The following is a 19,390-nucleotide window of genomic DNA, read 5'->3' on the forward strand; positions in this document are numbered from 1 at the left end:
CGACTTCCGAGTGCCTCGCGAACGCTGAGAACGTCGAACTTCGCCCATTGAAAAGTACTGATCCTTCACCTGTTCGGCCCTCGGCTCTGCGATTGACCCACGAACCCTGTCGGATTCGGTCTACCGGGGGCGGACCAGTGTCGAACAAGCAAGAAAGGAGTCGATATCGGGGCGTTCGGCGACCATGAGAACACACCTCGTCACGCCGTGACGACATGTGCGGTCTGTTTCTCGTCGTCGGAACCGAATCGGCCCGAAATTTGTGCTGATGGCACAATGCCGCCGAGGGTTTTTGTACGACGAAAGGAGTGCCCGTGGCGGGCTACGGATCACTGGTGTGGGTCGGTCAGGCACTGGGCCCACAGGTCGGCGCGATCACCGACGAGCTGATCCGGGTCACCGAGCAGATGATCCCGCTCACCGACGTCGCCGCCGATCTGGTCGACATGCGCGCCGCCAGCATCGCCGAGAACGTCGCGGCCGTGCAGTACGTGCTCGCGAACAACATCGACCCCGCCACGGTCGCCCCACCCGCAGGCGCCGCCGCCTACGCCCAACGCCTCGCCAGACGCGGTGTGCCGCTGACGATCCTGCTGCGCGCCTACGGCCTTGGCCAATACCGCATCCTCGACGCGGCCATCTCCCTGATCCTGGCCATCCCCGGCCCCGAGCAACCCGTGCGGATCGCCGAACTGCTCCGATTCGCCGGGGCCTACCTCGACCGGCTCAACTCCTCGATGGGGCGGATCTACGAGGCCGAACGCGACCGCTGGCTCAGCAGTCGACAGGCAGCCCGCCAGCAGTGGATCGCACGGCTGCTCGACACCGACGACGTCGACCTCGCCGCCGCGCAGAAAGCCCTCGACTACCGACTCGACCGCACCCACGTGGCCGCCGAGATCTGGGCGACGGTCACCGGCGCGGACGCCGTGCGCGCGCTCGAACAGGCACGACAGGCGCTGTCCGCGGCGATGCGGACCGGCGGAACCGAGCTGGTGGCGGCGTCGGGGGACCGGGCGATGTGCCTGTGGTTCCCCGTCGACAAGGCCTGTGCGGTCGAGGAACTCAACGAGCACGTGGCCGGATTGCCGGTGCGGGTGGCGCTCGGCTCGGCCGGGGAAGGGCTGGCCGGATTTCGCGGTTCGGCGCGCAGTGCGGCACGGGCCAAGGCGCTGGCCGTGTCGGCGGGGGACCGCGCGCCGGTGGTCATCGACTACGACCGGGTCGCCCCGTTCGCCCTGCTCTCGGCCGAACCGGGCGAACTCGCCGACCTCGTGCACCGAGTCCTCGGCCCGCTGGCCCGCGACGGCGCCAAGCTCGAGCTGCTGCGCGACACCCTCGAGGTCTTCCTCGCCGAAGGCGGCAGCTACTCGCGCACCGCCCGCGTCCTGGACGTGCACCGCAACACCGTCCAGTACCGCATCCAGCAGATCACCGGCCGCTACGGCACCGCCGTCGACACCGACACCTTCGAACTGCGCTTCGCCCTCGGAATCTGCCGCTGGCATCGACAGGTGCTGACCTCCGCAATGTGAGCCCGGATGGTTTGTGCTGGTCGCACAGCACCGGTGAGGCCGTAACCGAGCGGAATACCCGCGAAGACGCCGCCCGAAACCCCCGGGTTCCCGTGACCGAGTCGGCCGCCTGCTGAGCCGTTGTTGTCAGTGGTCGAGTGCATACTGACGCACAGGACGCGGGGCCCGGGGGAGAGTTGACTACAGGGGGTTGAGGCGGGTGCTCAACAGGCAGAACAGGTTGCCCTCGGGGTCGGCCAGGACGTGCCAGGAGGCGGTGGCGGGTTGGCCGACATCGGCGGGGGTGGCACCCAGGGCGAGGAGGCGGTCGAGTTCGGCGGCCTGGTCCCGGTCGGTGGGATTGACGTCGAGGTGGAGACGACGCGTTTCCGGGCGGGGATCGGTGGTGGGCATGAACAGGAGGGTGGGTTGGGGGCCGCCGAAACCTGTTTCAGGAGGGCCGATCTCGATGGTTTCCTCATCGCGATCTATCACGACGAAGCCGAGGACCGCGCACCAGAAGGTGGCCAGTCCCTCGGGGTCGGTGGCGTTGATGACGAGTTCGCTGATTCGGCATGCCATGAATCGGAGTGTGCCCGATAACGACGTACTCCGCGCGTTCGAAGGGCCAGAATGAGATGAATTGACCATTCGGTCAATTCGAGGTCGATGTGAGTGAGAGAGGATGGCCAATGGTGTCGAAGCGGTCGTGGTGGGGCTGGGGAACGCAGGATGCCGCGCTCTCGGACAGTGAGGTCGCGACGCTCGTCGGACGGGTCTCGGCGCTGGTACCCGAGCACGACTTCACCGATCACGAGCCGCCCGACCCGGCCTCGCTCGGGGTCGCTGCGCCGCGCGTGGTGGTGCCCGCAGCGCTGGCCGGACTCTTCTCCGCCGATGTCGAGGACCGGCTCGGTCACTCACGCGGCAAGGCCTTTCGCGATGTGGCGCGCAGTCTCGTCGGCGATGTCACCCACGTGGTGGACCTCGTCGCCCGGCCCACCTCCGAAGCCGACGTCATCGACATTCTCGAGTTCTGCACCGGCGCCGACATCGCCGTCATTCCCTACGGTGGCGGCAGCTCGGTGGTGGGCGGGGTCGAGCCGCGCTTCGACGGACCCGCGGTCTCGCTGGACCTCTCACGCCTGGACCAGGTGCTCGAGATCGACACGATCAGCCGGGCGGCCCGCGTGCAGGCCGGTGTGCTCGGACCGGATCTGGAAGCGCAGCTGCGGCCCGCCGGGCTCACGCTGCGGCACTTTCCGCAGTCCTTCGAGTTCTCCAGCCTCGGCGGGTGGCTCGCGACCCGGGCCGGGGGACACTTCGCGACGCTCTACACCCACATCGACGACCTGACCGAGTCGATCCGCGCCGTCACACCGGTCGGGGTCACCGAATCCCGTCGGCTGCCCGGGTCCGGCGCGGGCCCGTCGCCGGACCGGATGCTGCTCGGGTCCGAGGGGACCCTCGGCGTCATCACCGAAGCGTGGATGCGGCTACAGGACCGGCCGGTCTTCGGCGCGACGGCCACCATCGCCTTCGACAACTGGGACCGCGCGGTCGACGCGACCAGAGCCGTCGCCCAGGCGGGGCTGTACCCGACGAACTGCCGACTGCTCGACCCCGCCGAAGCCCTGATCAACGCCGGGCGCGCCACCACCGGCGGAATTCTGATCATCGCCTTCGAATCAGCCGACCACCCGATCGACGCGTGGCTCGAGCGCGCCCTCGAGATCGTGCGCGGTCACGGGGGAGAAGTGGGCAGTATTCGTCGTCGGGAGGAGTCGACCGAGGCGGGGGATTCCTCGACCGCGTGGCGGTCCTCGTTCATCAGGATGCCGTACCAGCGCGACGCGCTCGCGCGCCGCTCGATGGTGGTGGAGACCTTCGAAACCGCCTGCACCTGGGATCGGTTCGACGCGTTCCACGACGCGGTGACGACGGCGGCTCGCGAGGCGGTGACCGCGGTCTGCGGTGCCGGCGTCGTCACGTGCCGGTTCACGCACGTCTATCCGGACGGGCCCGCGCCGTACTACGGCATCTACGCGCCGGGGCGCTGGGGCGCGTTGGTGAACCAGTGGGACGAGATCAAAGCGGCCGTCTCACAGGCGATCATCGACAACGGCGGCACGATCACGCACCATCACGCCGTCGGCCGCGATCACCGACCCTGGTACGACCGGCAGCGGCCCGATCCGTTCGCGCTGGCGTTGCGGGCAGCCAAGGGGGCACTGGATCCCGCGGGCATTCTCAATCCCGGGGTGCTGCTGGGGTCGGGGAAGGCGGTTACTTGACATAATGTGCATTATCGGCGTTTGAAGGCGGGCCGTCAGAAGGGGTTTTCGGGAGTTCGTGGCATCGTGTGCATCCCTGCGTTGCACGCTTGGCGGGCTCCCCGGGGTCCCCAACCCTTCGGTGCGTTGGGCGATGCGCTGTTCGTGCGTGGTCGGCGCCGAATTCTCGGGATCTGAGATTTCGTCGGATTCGCGGGTTTTCGGCCATCCGGCTGATTGATGATCATTCGTGCTGAATGGCTCGGAGCGGCCGGTTCGGGATCCGGCGCCCCGGGGGTGCACTCCCCCTCCACTTCCCCAGCCCCCTTGTTTCGTCACTGTGACGAAACAAGGGGGTTATCGGAGGCGCTCAGCTATAGAGGCCGTCGACTTCGTCGGCGTACTTCTTCATGACCTCAGCACGACGGAGTGACATCTTCGGGGTCAGTTCGCCGGTGGCCTCGGTCCAGTCCATCGGCAGGATGCGGATCTTCTTGATCGCTTCGGCGCGCGAGACCTGCCTGTTGGTCTCGGCGACCGCCGCGTCGATCTCGGCGGTCAGGTCGGGATCGCGGATCAGGGTGTCGATCGGGATATCGGCCGGGAGGTCGTGGCTTCGGATCCAGGCGGGCAGAGCCTCGGGGTCGAGGGTGATCAGGGCGGCGACGAACGGGCGGCCGTCGCCGACGACCATGGCCTGGCTGATCAGAGGGTGCGCGCGCAGGGAGTCCTCCATCGCGGCCGGGGAGACGTTCTTGCCGCCCGCGGTGACGAGGATTTCCTTCTTGCGGCCCGTGATGGTCAGGTAGCCGTCGCGGTCGATGCTGCCCAGGTCGCCGGTCTGGAACCAGCCGTCGGCGAAGGCCTCGGCGGTGGCTTCGGGGTTGCCCCAGTACTCGCGGAAGACGACGGGGCCGCGGAGCAGGAGTTCGCCGTCGGGGGCGATCTTGGCGCCGTGGCCCTCGGTCGGACGGCCGACCGTGCCGACGCGGGTGTGGCGCGGGGTGTTCACGGTGATGGCCGCGGTGGTCTCGGTGAGGCCGTAGCCCTCGTAGACGGGGATGCCGGCGCCGCGGAAGAAGTGGCCGAGGCGAGCGCCCAGCGGTCCCCCGCCCGACACCGCCGCGCCGCAGCGGCCACCGAGCGCACCGCGCAGTTTGGTGTAGACGAGCTTGTCGAACAGGGTGTGGCGCAGTTTCAGGGTCAAGCCGGGGCCGCCGTTGTCGAGGGACTCGCTCCAGGCGATGGCCGTGGCGGTGGCCAGGTCGAAGACCTTGCCCTTGCCGTCGGCGTGGGCCTTCTGTTTCGCGCCGTTGAAGACCTTCTCGAACACGCGCGGCACCGCCAGGATGAAGTCGGGGCGGAAGGCGGCGAACTGGTCGACCAGGGTGGACCAGTCGGAACTGAACGCCACCACGACCTTGGCATCGAGGGCGGCCAGGGTGACCGCGCGGGCGAAGACGTGCGCCAGCGGCAGGAACATCAGTGTCCGGTTGCCCTCGCACACGAACTCGCTCAGGGCGATCCGGTCGCACTTGGACTCGGCGTAGAGGTTCGCGTGGGTGAGGATGACGCCCTTGGGGCGGCCGGTGGTGCCGGAGGTGTAGATCAGGGTGGCCGGGGAGTCCGCGCCGACCTTGGCGCGCCGCGAGTGCACGGCGTCGTCGTCGAGATGGGCGCCGCGGGTGGTCAGTTCGGCGACCAGGCCCTGGTCGATGCGCAGGGTTTCGCGCAGGGCGGGCAGGGCCGCGGGGTCGATCTCGTCGACGACGCGCTGCTGCTTGGCGCTGTCGACGACGAGCAGGGTGGTCGCGGAGTCCTGCAGGATCCACTTGGCCTGTTCGGCGGCGGAGCTGTCGTAGATGGCCACGGTGCAGCCGCCGCACGCCCAGATCGCGTGATCGAGCACGACCCATTCGTACCGGGTCGGCGCCATGATGGCCACCCGGTCGCCGAGGTCGACGCCCGAGGCGAGCAGGCCTTTCGCGACGTCGGTGACGGTTCTGGCGAACTGGGCGGCGGTGATGTCGGCGAGGTCGCCGCGGTCGTCGGCGACCTGGAACAGCACCGTGTCGGGTGAATCCTCGCCGTGGCGGAACACGCTGTCGGAATTGTTGGCGTGTTCCGGAATGGTGTAGGAAGCCGGGACTTCGTACTCTCGCATTATTTCCCTTCCACGGGGGTGCCGAGACGGTGCAGGCCGCGCAGGTCGTAGGTGGTGGTGGCGACGGCGCCGAGGATCAGGCCGATCGCCAGGCCGGCGAGGGTCATCCACAGGCCCTGTGCCATACCGGCTTCCAGGTGTCCGTCGAAGAACAGGATGGCGCGCACGGCCAGGTAGATCTGGTGCATGGGTTCGACGACGGCCATGTCGGCGATCCAGCGGGGGGTCGCCTCGAGCGGGATGGTGCCCGAGGACGAGGGGATGCCGAGCACCACGAACACGATCAAGTTGATCATCAGGCCCGCCGTGCCGAAGGCGGCCATCACCGACAGGCCGGTGATCGCGACGGCGGCGATGGCCAGTGTGCCATAGAGGAACAGCATCAGCGGTCGCTCGATCGACATGTCGAGTAGGGCGCCGATGCCGAGGAAGACGCCCGAGGCCAGGGGTGCGCTGATGGCGGCTATCGCCCATTTGATCAGCAGGGTGCGCTTGCGGCTGATGCGGGCGCGCGGGGTGGTTTTGTGCCAGGGGCCGTATTCGGCGGGGATGTAGCCGAGGGAGGAATCGACCAGGGAGTTGATCAGCATGGCGCCGCTGAAGCCGACGATGAGCAGGACCAGGGTGTAGAAGAACGCCGCGAGCCCTTGGCCGGTGCCTTCCGGGAGCGGGCGGTACGGGGTGACCACGACGTCGATGGGTTCGGCCAGTTGCAGTCGGGCGGTGCCGCTGAGGGGGGTGGTGCCGATCGCGGCGGTGACCTGGTCGGTGAGTTGGGTGCCGACGGTGGTGTTGACCTGGGTCATGGCCTGGTCGGCGATGGTCTGCATGATCTGGGCGGCGAGGGTGCCCGCGCGGGGGTTGGTGAGCACGGAGATGATCGGCTGGTCGATCTGGCCGGGCACGACCGAGGCGGTGCCGAGGATGGCGACGCGTTTGGTGAAGTCGCCGGGGATGACGATGGCGCCGTAGACCTCGCCGTTGCGCAGTTGGCGCTGGGCTTCGTTGATGCCGACTTCGCGCAGGTCGATCTTGTCGGCGGGGATGTTCTCGCGCAGTGCCGTGGTGATCTGGTCGCCGATGTTGGTCGGGGTCGTGCCGACGGTGTCGCCGACGTCCTGGTTGACCAGGGCGATCGGGAAGTCGTGCAGGCTTTTCTCCGGGTCGACGGTGTAGCCGAGGTACAGGGTGCCCAGCAGTGCCGCGAGGATCGTCACGAGGGTGATGGGGGCGAGCCACTCTCGGATCGGCATGGTGCGCCTGCGGGCGGGCGCGGTGTTGTCTGTCATGGCGATCGCCAATGTAGTCAGCGACTACAAAGTAGTCAATGCAAACATGTGCGGTGGTCGTCGGATATCCTGCTCTCACCATGTCTACGCACACCCCCTACCACCACGGCGACCTGCGCGCCGCGCTGCTCACGCGCGCCGAGTCGACGCTGCGCGAGGCCGGGGTGGACGGACTGTCGCTGCGACAGCTGGCCCGCGATACCGGGGTCAGCCACGCGGCCCCCAATCGACACTTCCGCGACAAACAAGCCCTGCTCGACGCACTCGCCGTCACCGGATTCGAGCGCCTGGGCACCTGTTTCGACCAGGTCGTGCCCGAGGGACCGATCACCGCCCGCCTGCACACCGTCGCCCACGCCTACCTGCGTTTCGCCATGGACAACCCCGAACTCCTCCCTCTGATGTTCGCGCGCCGCCACAGCTCGACCTCCGCCGACATCCAGGAATCCGTCGACCGCGCCTTCGCCGTCCCGATCGCCCTCATCGCCGAGGGCCAGGCCGCAGGCGAGATCGTGGCAGGCGACCCGAAACGCCTCGGCGTCACCGCCCTGGCCGCCCTCCAGGGCCTGGCCACCTTCATCGGCTCCGGCTACGTCGTCGACTACGACTCCCGAGCACTCCTCGACGACCTCGTCCACCACCTCACCCTTGGCCTACTCCCCCGCTGAGTCGCCGGACTCACCTGCGGTCTGGTTCGAGGGAACACAGTCGTGGTGGTGGGGTTGTGGTTCGGAACAAAGGAGTGGGGAACCGTTGCGACCGGACGGTTCGGTATCGGAGGATCGGCTGAGATGGTGTGGGACGGGGTTTCTTCGGGAGCCGGGTCCCTGGATGGTCGCTCGAGAAGGATGTAGCTGTTTCGGAGGTGTTCGCGTGGTCGACCTGGTTGAACAACATCGCTGCTCGATTCGGGCGGTGAGCGTCGAATCCGAGTGGGGCGCCGCGATATCGGGGCGGTGTGGGCACGAGTCGGCGGTGGCGGGGTGGCAGGTCGAATGTAGTTGTGGGCGGTGGCAGGGGGTGCGGTGGCGGCGAGTGCCGTGTCGTGCGGAGCATTGTCCGGATGCGCGGTGCCTCTACAGCGGCGACGGCACGCTCTCGGGTGCGCTGCGGGGGCTGGTGGTGGCCGACTGGGAGGTGCACCTGCATCGGACGATGACGATGATGCCGGTGCAGTTGGCGCACGATTCGCTGGTCGAGGCGCAGCAGCGGTTGGCCGAGGCGGTGCGGTTCGTGCGAGGTTCGGGGGCGTCCTGGGAGGACGTGGGGGCCGCGGCGGGTGGGATCACCGGGTCGGCGGCGCGGGGCGCGTTCGGGTAGCACTCCTCCGGCGCGCCCCCATGTCGGGACGCGCCGGAGGCGGCGGTCAGGCGCCCACGTAGTCGGCGAGGTGTTCGGCGGTGAGGGTGGCGCGGGATTTCACCAGGTCGGCGGGGGTGCCTTCGAAGACGATGTGGCCGCCGTCGTGGCCGGCGCCGGGGCCGAGGTCGATGATCCAGTCGGCGTGGGCCATGACGGCCTGGTGGTGTTCGACGACGATGACGGATTTGCCCGCGTCGACGAGGCGGTCGAGCAGGCCCAGGAGTTGTTCGACGTCGGCGAGGTGCAGGCCGGTGGTGGGTTCGTCGAGGATGTAGGTGCCGCCCTTGTCGGACATGTGGGTGGCGAGCTTGAGGCGTTGGCGTTCGCCGCCGGACAGGGTGGTCAGGGGCTGGCCGATGGTGAGGTAGCCCAGGCCCACGTCGGTGAGGTGGGTGAGGATCTTGTGGGCGGCGGGGGTGCGGGCTTCGCCTTCGCCGAAGAACTCGCGGGCTTCGTCGACGGGCATGGCGAGCACGTCGCTGATGTTCTTGCCCGCGAAGGTGTAGTCGAGGACTTCGGCCATGAAGCGTTTGCCCTCGCACACCTCACAGACCGTGGAGACTCCGGCCATCATGGCCAGGTCGGTGTAGACCACGCCGGCGCCGTTGCAGTTCGGGCACGCGCCTTCGGAATTGGCGCTGAACAGGGCGGGTTTGGCGCCGGTGGCCTTGGCGAAGGCTTTGCGGATGTGGTCGAGCAGGCCGGTGTAGGTGGCGGGGTTGCTGCGGCGGGAGCCTTTGATGGGGGCTTGGTCGATGGAGATCACGCCCTCCTCGATCGGGATGGAGCCGTGCACGAGCGAGCTCTTGCCCGAGCCGGCGACACCGGTGACGGCGACGAGCACACCGAGGGGGATGTCGACGGAGACGTTGTCGAGGTTGTTGGCGGAGGCGCCCTGGATCTTCAACGCGCCGGTGGGCTTTCGCACGGCGTCCTTGACCGCGGCCCGGTCGTCGAAGTGGCGGCCGGTGACGGTGCCGCTCGAGCGCAGCCCGTCGACGGTGCCTTCGAAGCAGATGGTGCCGCCCTTGGAGCCGGCGGCGGGGCCGATGTCGACGATGTGGTCGGCGATGGCGATGGTCTCGGGCTTGTGTTCGACGACGAGCACCGTGTTGCCCTTGTCGCGCAGGCGCAACAGCAGGTCGTTCATGCGCTGGATGTCGTGCGGGTGCAGGCCCGCGGTGGGTTCGTCGAAGACGTAGGTGACGTCGGTGAGCGAGGAGCCGAGGTGGCGAATCATCTTGACGCGCTGGGCTTCACCGCCGGACAGGGTGCCCGAGGGGCGCGAGAGCGACAGGTAGCCGAGGCCGATCTCGACGAACGAGTCGAGGGTCTGGCGCAGCGATTCCAGCAGCGGCGCCACTGACGGGTCGTGTACGCCCTTGACCCATTCGGCGAGATCGGTGATCTGCATGGCGCAGGCGTCGGCGATGCTGATGCCGTTGATCTTCGACGAGCGCGCCTCGGCGGACAGGCGGGTGCCGTCGCAGTCGGGGCAGGTGCCGAAGGTGACCGCGCGTTCGACGAAGGCGCGCACGTGCGGTTGCAGCGATTCGACATCTTTGGACAGCATCGACTTGCGAATCTTGGGGATCAGGCCCTCGTAGGTGAGGTTGATGCCGTCGACCTTGATCTTGGTCGGTTCCTTGTAGAGCAGGTCGGCGAGCTGTTTCTTGGTGTATTTCTTGATCGGCTTGGCGGGGTCGAAGAAGCCGCTGCCCTTGAAGATTCGGCCCATCCAGCCGTCCATGGTGTAGCCGGGGATGGTGAACGGGCCCTCGTCGAGGGATTTGTTCTCGTCGTAGAGCTGGGTGAGGTCGATGTCGTTGACGGTGCCCTTGCCCTCGCAGGTGGGACACATGCCGCCGGTGATGGAGAAGCTGCGCCGTTCCTTGACGGTGACGCCGTTCTTCTCGACTTCCACCGCGCCGGCGCCGCTGATCGAGGCGACGTTGAAGGAGAACGCCTGCGAGGAGCCGATGTGTGGGTCGCCGAGGCGGGAGAACAGGATACGCAGCATGGCGTTGGCGTCGGTGACGGTGCCGACGGTGGAGCGCGGGTCGGCGCCCAGGCGCGATTGGTCGACGAGGATGGCGGTGGTCAGGCCCTCGAGGACGTCGACGTCGGGGCGGGACTGGCTCGGCATGAAGCCCTGCACGAACGCGCTGTAGGTCTCGTTGATCAGGCGCTGGGATTCGGCGGCGATGGTGCCGAAGACCAGCGAGCTCTTGCCGGAGCCGGAGACACCGGTGAAGACCGTGAGCCTGCGCTTGGGGATCTCGATGCTGACATCGCGCAGGTTGTTCACGCGGGCGCCGTGGACGCGGATCAGGTCGTGGCTGTCGGCCGCCGCTACGGTGCCGGTCGTGTTGGCCGTGGTCATGAGTCTCCTCGATCAGGGCTGTCGGTGTCGGGCGAATCTACCGGCGGGGTGTGACAACTAACCGGTCTGCTGGATGCGGATCAGGTTTCCGGCGGGGTCGCGGAAGGCGCAGTCGCGCACACCATACGGCTGATCGGTGGGTTCTTGAACGACGTCGATTTCTTGGGCTTGCAGTTTCGCGAAGAGTCCGTCGAGGTCGTCGGTGGCGAGGTTGATGCCGGCGTAGGTGCCTTTGGCCATCATCTCGGTGATGACGCGGCGTTCGTCGTCGGTGATGCCGGGGTCGACGGCCGGTGGGGTGAGCACGATGGAAGTGCCGGGTTGTTCGACGGGTCCGACGACGATCCAGCGCAGGCCGTCGTAGCCGACGTCGCTGCGTACTTCGAAGCCGAGTGCGTCGCGGTAGAAGGCCAGTGCGGCGTCGGGGTCGTCCTGGGGCAGGTAGGTCTGGTGAATGGTGAGGGTCATGGTGACCACGCTAATTCTGTCCCGCGGCGGGTGCTTCTCGATTCCTGATCGGTCTGGTCACCTTCTTGGCCACGCACGCGGGCATGCCGTCGGTGGCGCCGCCCTGCTGCTGTTTGTACACGCTGGGGGCGACGCCGACGAGTTCGGTGAACCGGGTGCTGAAGGTGCCCAGTGAGGACGAGCCGACCGCGAAGCAGACCTCGGTGACGCTGAGGTCGCCGCGGCGCAGCAGCGCCATGGCGCGTTCGATGCGGCGGGTCATGAGGTAGGAGTAGGGCGATTCGCCGTAGGCGAGGCGGAACTGGCGGCTGAGGTGGCCCGCGGACATGTGCACGCCGCGCGCGAGTGCTTCGACGTCGAGTGGTTGGGCGTAGTCGCGGTCGATGCGGTCGCGGACGCGGCGCAGCAGCGCGAGGTCGCGCAGTTGCGGTGCCTTGCCCGGGGTGGGCATCTCAGAGCGGGCGGAGCACGACGATGCCGGGGACGGTGCGCAGGTAGTCGGCCAGTGGGGTGTCGACGACCCGGTAGGTCTGCGCCAGGGAGGAGGCGTTGCGGAAGACCGGGCCGGTGGGGGTGGTGACGATGATGCCGACGTGGGTGACGTCGAGTCCGGCGGCGGGGGTGTAGGCGCCGAGGTAGTCGCCGGTGCGCAGGCCCGCGAGCACGGCGGCGTCGACGGCCTCGGACGGGATGTGGGTGACGGCGCGGTCGAGCACCGGTACGCCGGGCAGGTAGGTGCTGCCGTCGGCTTTGGCGTTGAGGTGTTTGGTGGTGGTGAGGGCCGCCGGGCTCAGGGTGGCGGTGATGTCGGTGGCGGCGACGCGCTCGCGGGCGGCCCAGTCGGTGAAGAAGTGTTTGCGCTGGGTGAATTCGACCCGGCTGTCGATGTAGCGGTTGGCGACGAGTTCGTCGAGGAATCGGCCGCGGTCGGTGGCGCGGGAGGCGGCGTCGATGTAGTCGAGGAAGGTGAAGCAGTCGACGCGGCGCAGGTCGACGACGAGTTCTTCGGCGGTGGTGGCGGAGCCGACGAGCATGTTCGCGCCGTAGGGGGTGCCGAGCAGGCGCGCGGAGAGCCGTTCGATCAGGTCCGGTCGGCTCAGTCCGGGCGATTCCGCACGCACGGCGAGTAATTCGTCGATCTTGCGGCCGGTGGTCTCGTCGATGACGGCGGGGGTGGCCAGGGCGGGCGCGCCCGCGCACAGCAGGGCGGCGAGCACGAGCACGATCCGGACGATGATGCGCAAGACGCCTCCACGTGGCTGTTGATCGGGGCGAGCGCTGTCCACGGTATCCGAGGGGCCCGACAGAGTCGGCGGCTCGGGTCCGGTCGCGGACATCGAGATGATGCCGATTGTTCGCTTACGGTGACGTTTCGACCGTTCCGCGCGGAGTTCGCGTACCGTAATCGCAGGTAGTCCGTGTTCGCGGCGAGTTCGCGATGGGGTTGCTCCCCTGGTGTCGTGGATGTGGTTCATCTCGGGCGGAAGGGAAGCCGAAATGCGTGCGTTGACAGTCGTTCCCCTGCAGGCTCAGTCCTTGCGGGTGGAGGAGGTACCCGATCCGATCGTCGGTCCGAACGAACTGCTGGTCGACGGGATCTCGCTGGGGGTGTGTGGCACCGACCGCGACATCGTCGCGGGAAACTACGGCTGGTTGCCGCCGGGCAAGTCGCGGATGGTGCTCGGGCACGAGTCGTTGGGTCGGGTGCTGACCGCGCCGGAGGGCAGCAAGTTCGCCGCCGGTGATCTGGTGGTCGGGATCGTGCGCAGGCCCGACCCGGTGCCGTGTGGGGCGTGTGCGCGCGGGCAGTGGGACATGTGCCGCAACGGCATGTATGTCGAGCGCGGCATCAAGGAGATCGACGGGTACGGGTCGACGAAGTGGGTGGTGCGTGAGGATTTCGCGGTGAAGGTGGACCCGTCGTTGGAGAAGGTCGGGGTGCTGTTGGAGCCGACGACCGTGGTGGCCAAGGCGTGGGATCAGATCGAGCGGATCAATCAGCGCGCGTGGTTCGATCCGCGCAAGGTGCTGGTCACCGGTGCGGGCCCGATCGGTTTGCTCGCGGCGCTGATCGGCAAGGAACGCGGCCTGGAGGTGCATGTGCTCGATCGCGCCACCGGCGGGATCAAGCAGGAGTTGGTCGAGGCGCTGGGCGCGACCTATCACACCGGTACGGCCGCGGCGGTGGCCAAGCAGGTCAAGCCCGACATCGTGATCGAGGCGACCGGTGCGCCCGCGGTGGCGTTGCAGGCGATGGAGGTCGACAACCCGGGCGTGATCATCTGTTTGACCGGTGTGTCGACGCCCGGTGTGGACACCGATGTCGATGTGGGCGGGCTCAACCGCAATATCGTGCTCGACAACGCGGTGGTGTTCGGGTCGGTGAACGCGAACCGTCACCATTACGAGCAGGGCGCGGCCGCGTTGGCCAAGGCCGACGAGTCGTGGTTGGAGCGGTTGATCACTCGGCGGTTGACGTTGGACAACGCGCTCGAGGCGTTCCAGCCGGGCGGTACCGATATCAAGGTGGTCATCGACCTGTCCTGATCTCGGATCGGGCCCGCGGTGGTCAGTCGGCCGCCGCGGGTTCGACCGCGCAGCCGTCGGGCCCGCAGGTGTCACCGTCGGCGAGCAGTTGCGGGCCGGGTCGGTCGTTCCAGGCGGTGGTGAGGGCCTGGGTGAAGGTTTCGGGGGGTTGGGCGCCGGAGACGGCGTATTTGTCGTCGAACACGAAGAACGGCACTCCGGTGGCGCCGAGGGCGGCGGCTTCGGCTTCGTCGCGGCGGACCGCGTCGGCGTAGGCGTCGGGGTCGGCCAGGACCGCGCGGACCGAGTTCTCGTCCAGGCCGGCGCGGGCGGCGAGGGTGACGAGGCGTTCGGTGTCGCCGAAGACCGGTTCGGGTTCGGCGAAGTTGCCCGCGTAGAGGGCGTCGAGCATGGCTTCCTGTTTGCCCTGGTCGAGGGCGTAGTGCAGGAGTCGGTGCATGTCGAAGCTGTTGCCGGAGTCGCGGCCGCTGGTCTGATAGGGCAGTCCCATGGCGGCGGCTTGGGCGCCGATGCCGCGTTCGTTGGCCGCGGCCTGCTCGACGGTGATGCCGTATTTCTGGGCGATCGCGGGGATCACCGGGCGGGAGGTGCCCGGTGCCAGGGTGGGGTCGAGTTCGAAGGAGCGGTGGACCACCGTGACGTCGTCGCGGTGGTCGAACTCGGCCAGGGCCGCTTCGAAGCGGGCTTTGCCCAGGTAGCAGAAGGGGCAGTTGATGTCGGTCCAAACCTCTACTCTGGTCATGCTGGCCTCTTTCGACAAGGAAACGCCGGACTGTGACGAGGAGTGCGGAGTGTGCGGATCACCGTGCGCAATGCTACCGGGGCGAGGAGTAGCGGGTGGAGGGCGATCGGCGGCGCGGGTGGGTGCCGTTGCACGAGGGTTTGGCGGTGCCGCGCGCGCTGGGCGGGTTGTGGGCGGTGCGGCACGGGCAGAGCGAGGCCAATGCCTGGTTCGCCGATCCGGCGACCGAGCGGTTGCCGATGCGCGGCACCGACGCCACGGTGGCCCTGACCGAGTTGGGGCAGTGGCAGGCCCAGCGGTTGGGTGAGTGGTTGGCGGGGTTGGTCTCGGCGATGCGCCCCACCCTGGTGGTCTGCTCCCCGTATCTGCGCACCCGGCTCACCTGGGCGGTGATGGCCGAGGTCGCCGCGGCCCGCCATCGTGGCCTGCATCCGATCCGCACCCTGGTCGACGAGCGATTGCGCGACCGGGAGATGGGGGTGTTCGAGTTGCACCCGTATCAGGCGATGCGGCGGCGCGCGCCCGAGGAGGGGGCGCGGCGGCAGCGGGTGGGCAATTGGGTGTATCGCCCGCCGGGTGGGGAGTCGCTGGCCGATGTGGCGGTGCGGGTGCGCAATTTCGTCGACGAGCTCGACGCGGTGGCCGCCGGGGAGCAGGTGCTGCTGGTGACCCATGACGCGGTGGTGATGTCGCTGCGGTACGTGCTCGACGGTCTCGGCGCTCCGGTGCCGGATTCGCTCGAGCCGGTGCCGACCGCGTCGGTGTCGCAGTGGCGCCGTGACGGGCCGCGGTTGGCGTTGCGGGTGTGGGGCGCGGTCGATCATCTCGGCGATAAGCCCGGGTGAGCTGGCGCGTGTCGCCCGGCGGGGGCGGTCTCGGCCACTAGATTTGGCGCCATGTCGAACCCGAGCGGAGCCAGCGACAGCGCGTCGAACCAGGAGCCGACCGAGGCGGGCGATGATCGTCAGATCGGCGCCGCGCTGGAGTTCTTGACCGAGTTGGCCAGTTCGACACTGGAATCCGGGTACGCCACGGAGGCGTCGATGCTGATGGTGCGTTCGTGTGCCGCGGCGTGGGGGTTGGATGATGTGTCGGTCAGCGGGCTCGGTCGGGTGGTGATCGTGCAGTGTGTCGACAGCGAGGGCCGGGCGTTGTCGCGGCTGTCGGAGGCGAGTTCGCTCGACGCCTACGACTGTGACCGGATGCGCCGGGTCAAGGATGTGGCTCGCAAGGCGGTGCTGGAGAACCTGACTCCCGCCGAGGCGTGTGATCTGCTCAAACGCGCTGATGCGGGGCCGCAACCGTTTCCGTGGTGGTCGGTGCAGGCCGGTGGGGTGCTGTTGGCGTTCTGTATCTGCTTGCAGATCGGCGGCAGCGCGCTGGCGGCGGGGTTGGCGGCGGGGACCCAGTTGGTGGTGAACCTGAGCGGGCGCGCTTTCGGGATGCACAATGTGCCCAAGTTCGTCGCGGTGGCGGTGCAGGCGTCGATGGCGGGCGCGCTGGGTGGCACGTTCCATCTGCTGGGCTGGCTCAGTGTGGCGCAGGCGGCCACGGTGATCGCGACCGCGTGGGTGCTGATCGCGCCGCTGCCGCAGTTGATGTCGACGGCGATCGATGTGGTCAGCAGCGACAGTCTGACCGCGTTGGCGCGCGCGTTGGGCGCGGCGTTGATCATCGGCGGTATCACCCTGGGTGGTTTGCTGACGTTGGCGTTGGCGTGGCGGTTCGATCTGGGGATCGCCGGGGACGCGGTGTTGCCGGTGCTGCCGGTGTGGTTGGGTATCTGTTTCGCGATCCTGGGCGCGATCGGCAACGCGCTGTTCAATGTGGGTGGGCGCAATCTGTTGCTGCCCGCGGCGGTGGCGGGTCTGGTGACGGCGTCGGTGAACCAGTCGCTGATCCATATCGGGCACGTGCCCTCGGCGTGGGCGGGTCCGCTGGCCGCGATCGTGCTCGGGATGCTGGCGGCGGCGTCGGCGGATCGGTTGCGGTTGCCGGTTTCGGCGCTGGCGCTGGTCGGCATCACCGGTGCGTTGCTGCCCGGTCTGATCGTGTGCCAGGGCCTGATCCTGTCGGTCTACAAGGTGTCGGGGATCGGGTATTTCGTGCAGGCGGCCGCGGTGTGTGTGGGTCTGGGCTTGGGCGCGAGCTTCGGGGTGTACCTGTGGTCGGTGTTGGCGCGTCGCCCGTGGGCCGCCTCGACCGACTGAGCGCGCGTTCCGGTGGGAGAATGCGCCGATGGATATCGCGATCGGTGTGGTGGTCCTGGTCGGTGCGGCGACCGCGCTGGCGGCACTGGCCCGACGGTTCGGGGTGTCGGAACCGCTGGTCCTGACCGTGGCCGGGGTGGCGGCGTCGTATCTGCCGATGGTGCCGCAGACCCATCTGGACCCGGAGGTGGTGCTGCTGGGGTTGCTGCCGCCGCTGCTCTACACCGCGGCGTTGCGCACCTCGCTGGTCGATTTCAAGGACAACCTGCGCACGATCGCGTCGCTGTCGGTGGGGTTGGTGCTGTTCAGCACGTTCGCGGTGGCGCTGGTGGTGTGGTGGTTGCTGCCGGTGCCCTTCGCCGCGGCGGTGGCGTTGGGTGCGGTGGTCGCTCCCCCGGACGCGGTGGCCGCGACAGCGGTGGCGCGGCGTACGGGGATGCCGCGCAGCATCGTGACGGTGCTCGAGGACGAGTCGCTGTTCAACGACGCGACCGCGCTGGTGGCGTTGCGCAGCGCGATCGCGGCGATGGCCGGTGCGGTGACGGTGTGGCAGATCGGCGAGGATTTCCTGATCGCCGCGGTCGGCGGTGCGGTGTTCGGCGCGCTGGTGGCGACGGGGTTGGCGATGCTGCGCCGGCGGATCACCGACCCGGTGCTCGATACCTCGGTGTCGCTGCTGGCCCCGTTCGTGGCGTATCTGCCCGCCGAGCACTTCCACGCGTCGGGGGTGATCGCGGTGGTGACGTGCGGGATGATCCTGGGCCACGGCGCGCACCGGTGGCAGAGCGCGGCCTCGCGGGTGGCCGAGACCACCAATTGGCGCACCATCGGGTTCATTCTGGAGAGCGCGGTGTTCCTGATCATCGGGACGCAGGTGCGGTGGATCGTCGAGGCGGCCTGGCATTCCGGGCTGGATCACCCGACGCTGATCGTGACGGCGGTGGCGGTGGTGGCCGCGGTGATGCTGGCGCGTCCGGTGTGGGTGTTCACCCCGGTGCTGGTGGCCAGGTTGTTCGGGCGCTCGACCGAGCCGTTGAGTCACGCGGCGGTGGTGTCGTGGGCGGGCATGCGCGGGGTGGTGACGTTGGCGGCGGTGCTGTTGCTGCCGTCCTCGACCCCGCAGCTGCCGGTGTTGGAACTGCTGGCATTGGTGGTGGTCGGTGCGACGCTGCTGGTGCAGGGCACCTCGCTGCCGTGGTTGGTGCGCGCGTTGCGGTTGCGTGGGCCGAGCCGGGAGGAGGACGCGCTCGCGAAAGCCGATCTGCTGCACCGGGCTTCGACTGCCGGGCTGGCGGAGTTGGAGCGTCGGATCGGACCCGATACCCCCGAACCGGTGGTCGAGTCGCTGCGTCAGCGTCTGGTGTGGCGTTCCAACGCCGCCTGGGAGCGTCTGGGCCGTCCCGAAGCCGAATTGGTCACCCCCACCGCCGAATACCGGCGACTACGCCTGGCGATGCTCGGTGCCGAACGCGAGGCGGTGCTGCGGGTGCGCGATGCCGGTGGCGCCGATTACGAAGTGCTGCAACATGTGCTGGCCCGGCTCGACCTCGAGGAGTCGATGATCGACCGGTTCGACGAGAGCGACGAGGCGCGCGCGGGTGAGCCGTTGGCCACCGCGGCCGGGGCGCTGGGGTGCGCGCATCTGGACGCGGCGCCACAGCCCGCGGTGCCGTCCGCGGCGGAGCTGGTGTGTCGGGCGTGCCTGGACGAGGGGTTGCGGTGGGTGCATCTGCGGATGTGCACCGCCTGCGGGAACATCGGCTGCTGTGAGTCCTCGATCGGCGATCACGCGACCGCGCATTTCCGGTCCACGCACCATCCGGTGATGCGCAGTGTGGAGCCCGGGGAGGCGTGGCGCTGGTGCTATGTCGACCAGTTGCTCGGTTAGGGGCGGTGGGAGTAGATCAGGCGGGCGTATTCGGCGAGCAGCTGGTCGAGTTCGGCGGATTCGCCGTTGGCGGCGAGCTGCTGGTAGCCGATGATCATGGCCATGCCGACCTCGGTGACCACGCCGGCGGTGGCTTCGTCGCCGACGACGCTGTCGATCACGCGATGCACGGTGCGCCTGCGGGATTCGTCGACCCGTTTGACGGTGACGTGCACGGATTCGTCGTTGGCCGCCCAGGCGCGCAGGGCCGCTTCGGCGCCGTGTTCGAGCCCGCCCGCCAGCACCGACATGGCGCGCACGTCGGCGTCGGGGTCGCCGTGGCCCACGTCCAGGGCGCGTAGTTCGACCATCTGCCGGTTCTCCCAGTGTTCGAGCAGGGTGTCGACGAAGCCCTGCCAGGAACCGAAGTGGTGGTAGAACGAGCCGCTGGTGACGCCGAGCCGTCGACACAGGACCCCGATATTGAGGCCTTTGAACCCGAATTCGGCGAGCACCGCCACCGCGGTGTCGTAGTACTGCTCCTTGGTGACCACTCGGGACATCGCGATGC

17 protein-coding genes are annotated in these 19,390 nt (G+C 68.5%); 8 read left to right on the forward strand and 9 right to left on the reverse strand.

Annotated features, from left to right (window positions below):
• Positions 1-314 precede the first annotated feature (314 nt).
• A complete protein-coding gene (locus ACFP3H_RS04610; protein WP_378600072.1) occupies positions 315-1,535 on the forward strand; it encodes a PucR family transcriptional regulator in 1,221 nt (406 codons plus the stop codon).
• 180 nt (positions 1,536-1,715) lie between these two features.
• On the opposite strand, the gene ACFP3H_RS04615 is transcribed toward ACFP3H_RS04610, so the two are convergent.
• The gene (locus ACFP3H_RS04615) at positions 1,716-2,096 is read right to left on the reverse strand and encodes a VOC family protein (RefSeq protein WP_378600074.1); all 381 of its coding nucleotides are present in this window, start codon (positions 2,094-2,096) and stop codon (positions 1,716-1,718) included.
• A 110-nt stretch (positions 2,097-2,206) separates the two neighbouring features.
• Here ACFP3H_RS04615 and ACFP3H_RS04620 point away from each other — a divergent pair, with 110 nt between their 5' ends.
• Entirely contained in the window at positions 2,207-3,808 is a 1,602-nt protein-coding gene (locus ACFP3H_RS04620) for an FAD-binding oxidoreductase (RefSeq protein WP_378600077.1), read from the forward strand.
• 349 nt (positions 3,809-4,157) lie between these two features.
• On the opposite strand, the gene ACFP3H_RS04625 is transcribed toward ACFP3H_RS04620, so the two are convergent.
• Positions 4,158-5,951: an AMP-dependent synthetase/ligase gene (locus tag ACFP3H_RS04625; RefSeq protein WP_378600079.1), complete on the reverse strand. Its 1,794-nt coding sequence runs from the start codon at positions 5,949-5,951 to the stop codon at positions 4,158-4,160.
• Positions 5,951-7,240 carry a YhgE/Pip domain-containing protein gene (locus tag ACFP3H_RS04630; protein WP_378600082.1) on the reverse strand — a complete coding sequence of 430 codons (1,290 nt, stop codon included), beginning with the start codon at positions 7,238-7,240 and terminating at the stop codon, positions 5,951-5,953. The genes ACFP3H_RS04625 and ACFP3H_RS04630 overlap by 1 nt, the downstream gene beginning before the upstream one ends.
• An 80-nt stretch (positions 7,241-7,320) precedes the next feature.
• Here ACFP3H_RS04630 and ACFP3H_RS04635 point away from each other — a divergent pair, with 80 nt between their 5' ends.
• Both ACFP3H_RS04635 and ACFP3H_RS04640 read left to right on the forward strand, forming a co-directional pair.
• On the forward strand, positions 7,321-7,908 hold the full coding sequence (locus tag ACFP3H_RS04635; protein WP_378600084.1) for a TetR/AcrR family transcriptional regulator: 588 nt from the start codon (positions 7,321-7,323) through the stop codon (positions 7,906-7,908).
• Positions 7,909-8,275: 367 nt separating this feature from the next.
• A complete protein-coding gene (locus ACFP3H_RS04640; RefSeq protein WP_378600087.1) occupies positions 8,276-8,560 on the forward strand; it encodes a hypothetical protein in 285 nt (94 codons plus the stop codon).
• Positions 8,561-8,606: 46 nt separating this feature from the next.
• On the opposite strand, the gene ACFP3H_RS04645 is transcribed toward ACFP3H_RS04640, so the two are convergent.
• From ACFP3H_RS04645 to ACFP3H_RS04660, 4 genes are read right to left on the reverse strand one after another with little or no spacing between them, the layout of a single operon-like run.
• The gene (locus tag ACFP3H_RS04645; RefSeq protein ID WP_378600089.1) at positions 8,607-10,985 is read right to left on the reverse strand and encodes an ATP-binding cassette domain-containing protein; all 2,379 of its coding nucleotides are present in this window, start codon (positions 10,983-10,985) and stop codon (positions 8,607-8,609) included.
• A gap of 57 nt (positions 10,986-11,042) precedes the next feature.
• Positions 11,043-11,453 (reverse strand): VOC family protein, encoded by a 411-nt coding sequence (locus tag ACFP3H_RS04650; RefSeq protein WP_378600092.1) that lies wholly within the window; start codon positions 11,451-11,453, stop codon positions 11,043-11,045.
• 10 nt (positions 11,454-11,463) lie between these two features.
• Positions 11,464-11,904, reverse strand: a complete 441-nt coding sequence (locus ACFP3H_RS04655; protein ID WP_378600094.1) for a helix-turn-helix transcriptional regulator — start codon at positions 11,902-11,904, stop codon at positions 11,464-11,466.
• A gap of 1 nt (position 11,905) precedes the next feature.
• Positions 11,906-12,697: an N-acetylmuramoyl-L-alanine amidase-like domain-containing protein gene (locus tag ACFP3H_RS04660; protein ID WP_378600097.1), complete on the reverse strand. Its 792-nt coding sequence runs from the start codon at positions 12,695-12,697 to the stop codon at positions 11,906-11,908.
• Between the two features lie 253 nt (positions 12,698-12,950).
• Here ACFP3H_RS04660 and ACFP3H_RS04665 point away from each other — a divergent pair, with 253 nt between their 5' ends.
• Positions 12,951-14,000 (forward strand): glucose 1-dehydrogenase, encoded by a 1,050-nt coding sequence (locus tag ACFP3H_RS04665; RefSeq protein WP_378600099.1) that lies wholly within the window; start codon positions 12,951-12,953, stop codon positions 13,998-14,000.
• Between the two features lie 22 nt (positions 14,001-14,022).
• Here ACFP3H_RS04665 and ACFP3H_RS04670 read toward each other — a convergent pair whose 3' ends face one another.
• A complete protein-coding gene (locus tag ACFP3H_RS04670; RefSeq protein WP_378600102.1) occupies positions 14,023-14,742 on the reverse strand; it encodes a DsbA family oxidoreductase in 720 nt (239 codons plus the stop codon).
• A gap of 95 nt (positions 14,743-14,837) precedes the next feature.
• Between ACFP3H_RS04670 and ACFP3H_RS04675 the strand changes: the two genes are divergently transcribed.
• The 3 genes from ACFP3H_RS04675 to ACFP3H_RS04685 are packed head-to-tail and all read left to right on the forward strand — an operon-like array spanning position 14,838 to position 18,840.
• Complete coding sequence (locus tag ACFP3H_RS04675; protein ID WP_378600104.1) at positions 14,838-15,587, forward strand: histidine phosphatase family protein; 750 nt, start codon at positions 14,838-14,840, stop codon at positions 15,585-15,587.
• 51 nt (positions 15,588-15,638) lie between these two features.
• Positions 15,639-16,952, forward strand: coding sequence for a threonine/serine exporter family protein (locus tag ACFP3H_RS04680; protein ID WP_378600107.1), 1,314 nt, complete (start codon positions 15,639-15,641; stop codon positions 16,950-16,952).
• A gap of 28 nt (positions 16,953-16,980) precedes the next feature.
• Positions 16,981-18,840: a Na+/H+ antiporter gene (locus ACFP3H_RS04685; protein WP_378600109.1), complete on the forward strand. Its 1,860-nt coding sequence runs from the start codon at positions 16,981-16,983 to the stop codon at positions 18,838-18,840.
• On the opposite strand, the gene ACFP3H_RS04690 is transcribed toward ACFP3H_RS04685, so the two are convergent.
• A complete protein-coding gene (locus ACFP3H_RS04690) occupies positions 18,837-19,382 on the reverse strand; it encodes a TetR/AcrR family transcriptional regulator (protein ID WP_378600112.1) in 546 nt (181 codons plus the stop codon). The genes ACFP3H_RS04685 and ACFP3H_RS04690 overlap by 4 nt on opposite strands.
• Between the last annotated feature and the right edge of the window lie 8 nt (positions 19,383-19,390).

Source organism: Nocardia lasii (assembly GCF_042658545.1).
In the GTDB taxonomy this organism is placed as follows: Bacteria; Actinomycetota; Actinomycetes; order Mycobacteriales; family Mycobacteriaceae; genus Nocardia; species Nocardia lasii.

Bases quoted from the DNA above. Each gene is read 5' to 3' on its own strand.
- ACFP3H_RS04615 (WP_378600074.1), bottom strand. From the start codon at position 2,096: ATGGCATGCCGAATCAGCGAACTCGTCATCAACGCCACCGACCCCGAG.
- ACFP3H_RS04620 (WP_378600077.1), top strand. From the start codon at position 2,207: ATGGTGTCGAAGCGGTCGTGGTGGGGCTGGGGAACGCAGGATGCCGCG.
- ACFP3H_RS04625 (WP_378600079.1), bottom strand. From the start codon at position 5,951: ATGCGAGAGTACGAAGTCCCGGCTTCCTACACCATTCCGGAACACGCC.
- ACFP3H_RS04630 (WP_378600082.1), bottom strand. From the start codon at position 7,240: ATGACAGACAACACCGCGCCCGCCCGCAGGCGCACCATGCCGATCCGA.
- ACFP3H_RS04635 (WP_378600084.1), top strand. From the start codon at position 7,321: ATGTCTACGCACACCCCCTACCACCACGGCGACCTGCGCGCCGCGCTG.
- ACFP3H_RS04645 (WP_378600089.1), bottom strand. From the start codon at position 10,985: ATGACCACGGCCAACACGACCGGCACCGTAGCGGCGGCCGACAGCCAC.
- ACFP3H_RS04650 (WP_378600092.1), bottom strand. From the start codon at position 11,453: ATGACCCTCACCATTCACCAGACCTACCTGCCCCAGGACGACCCCGAC.
- ACFP3H_RS04655 (WP_378600094.1), bottom strand. From the start codon at position 11,904: ATGCCCACCCCGGGCAAGGCACCGCAACTGCGCGACCTCGCGCTGCTG.
- ACFP3H_RS04665 (WP_378600099.1), top strand. From the start codon at position 12,951: ATGCGTGCGTTGACAGTCGTTCCCCTGCAGGCTCAGTCCTTGCGGGTG.
- ACFP3H_RS04670 (WP_378600102.1), bottom strand. From the start codon at position 14,742: ATGACCAGAGTAGAGGTTTGGACCGACATCAACTGCCCCTTCTGCTAC.
- ACFP3H_RS04680 (WP_378600107.1), top strand. From the start codon at position 15,639: ATGTCGAACCCGAGCGGAGCCAGCGACAGCGCGTCGAACCAGGAGCCG.
- ACFP3H_RS04685 (WP_378600109.1), top strand. From the start codon at position 16,981: ATGGATATCGCGATCGGTGTGGTGGTCCTGGTCGGTGCGGCGACCGCG.
- ACFP3H_RS04690 (WP_378600112.1), bottom strand. From the start codon at position 19,382: ATGTCCCGAGTGGTCACCAAGGAGCAGTACTACGACACCGCGGTGGCG.